The following is a 1,532-nucleotide window of genomic DNA, read 5'->3' on the forward strand; positions in this document are numbered from 1 at the left end:
AAGCAATAACAGCTGCTAAGAGCTGCAATCGAGTATTACTGGGGTATAGCGTTAGTTCTATATGAACATGCTGATTCAAAGCAGCACTTTCTTCAAGCGGGAAAGCGATTCCACAAGCACTCAAATTAACCTGACAAGCAGAAGTAGACTGCTCGAGACCCTCTTCTTGGCCAGAGGCAAGACCGTGGCCAAAAGCCAAATTTATTTTCTGGTTAAAAAGATCAAGAATATTATGAATTTCAGGTTGGGAATTCTTCAGTACTGTCAGATCTGTTGCTATCTGGTGCTCTATCTGTGACAGCAGAGACTTCAGAGAAGTCGGTTGAGCTTGCACCGCCAAATCAGTTTCACCCTCCGAAAGAAAGCGATAACGAAGACCAACAAGGTCCGTCACTCTAAAATAACGTCTTCTTTCACTGTCGTGCGTCACTGAATTTACACCCATATATATTATCCCTAGATAAACCCATCACACACTCTCCTTTCTAGAAGATCTCGTCAGGGTCCAATTCGAAAAAGTTATCAATTGCTTGAGAGTTAGCATCCAGCGTCTTGCTTTCTTCACGCAGCTCTTCCTTCACCTGCTTATCAGTTTTCTCTTGAAGAATAATCTCTACCCGGCGATTTCGCTTTCTACTCTCAGGCGTATCATTCGGCACCAGCGGCCGAGTATCCGCAAAGCCTGTTATGCTAAACCTATCTTGTTTTAGGTAGCCGTCATCAAATAGCCCGTGCGCAACTTCCAAAGCCCTTGCGACCGACAAATCCCAGTTTGATGGGAACATAACAGTTTGAATCGGCACATCATCAGTATGCCCCTGCACGGCGATATCACCTTCAATTGACTCGAGGATATCAATCAGCTTATCAAGCACTGGAATAAACTCATCCTGAAGCTGAGCTGAACCAGAAGAAAAGGCTCCTTTTTCCTGAATTCGAATAATAATTTTACGACCTTGGGTTTCCAGCTCCACCATATCTTTGGCAACTTCGGTCTGGAGCTTCTCAGCAATTTCTTCTGCCTTGGTTTCAGCCTCTTCTTCCAGCTCCATCATTTTTTGAGCAACAAACTCACTGATTTGGGCCTTTTTATCCTGAGCGTTTTCAGTTGACTCATCACAAGCTTCTGCAACGGCTTTCTCTATCTGAGCCTCACACAATACTTCGAGAGTCTGGTGATCTGAGTCAGTCGTTTGCTGCATCACCACTTGCAAAGGTGTGGGGTCTGGTTTTCCCGGAGAGAACTCTTGAGCAATAATACTGGTTCCTTTCGGGATCGACGTAACATCAACCTGATTCTGAACACCAAAGGCATTACGCATTGAACCAGCTAAACGCTTAAATTTGAGTACATCTATTTCTGCGAACGATAATAGCAGAACAAAGAAGCACATAAGGAGGGACATAAGATCCGCAAAAGTCCCCATCCATGCGGGGAGCCCGGGGACGCAATCGCAATCTTTTTCTTCTTCATCACTCATTGTCGAGTTGTTACCTCAGAGATCAAACTAAAAACATACAGGCTGCTTAAT

The 1,532-nt window shown here is 44.5% G+C and carries 2 protein-coding genes; both read right to left on the reverse strand.

Annotated elements, in window-relative coordinates:
- The coding region (locus A3729_RS03630; RefSeq protein WP_068633188.1) for a hypothetical protein at positions 1-445 on the reverse strand (445 nt) is incomplete at its 3' end.
- Positions 446-485: 40 nt separating this feature from the next.
- Positions 486-1,481, reverse strand: coding sequence for a flagellar motor protein MotB (locus A3729_RS03635; protein WP_068553495.1), 996 nt, complete (start codon positions 1,479-1,481; stop codon positions 486-488).
- Between the last annotated feature and the right edge of the window lie 51 nt (positions 1,482-1,532).

It is taken from the genome of Oleiphilus sp. HI0043, from assembly GCF_001634935.1.

Bases quoted from the DNA above. Each gene is read 5' to 3' on its own strand.
- A3729_RS03635 (WP_068553495.1), bottom strand. From the start codon at position 1,481: ATGAGTGATGAAGAAGAAAAAGATTGCGATTGCGTCCCCGGGCTCCCC.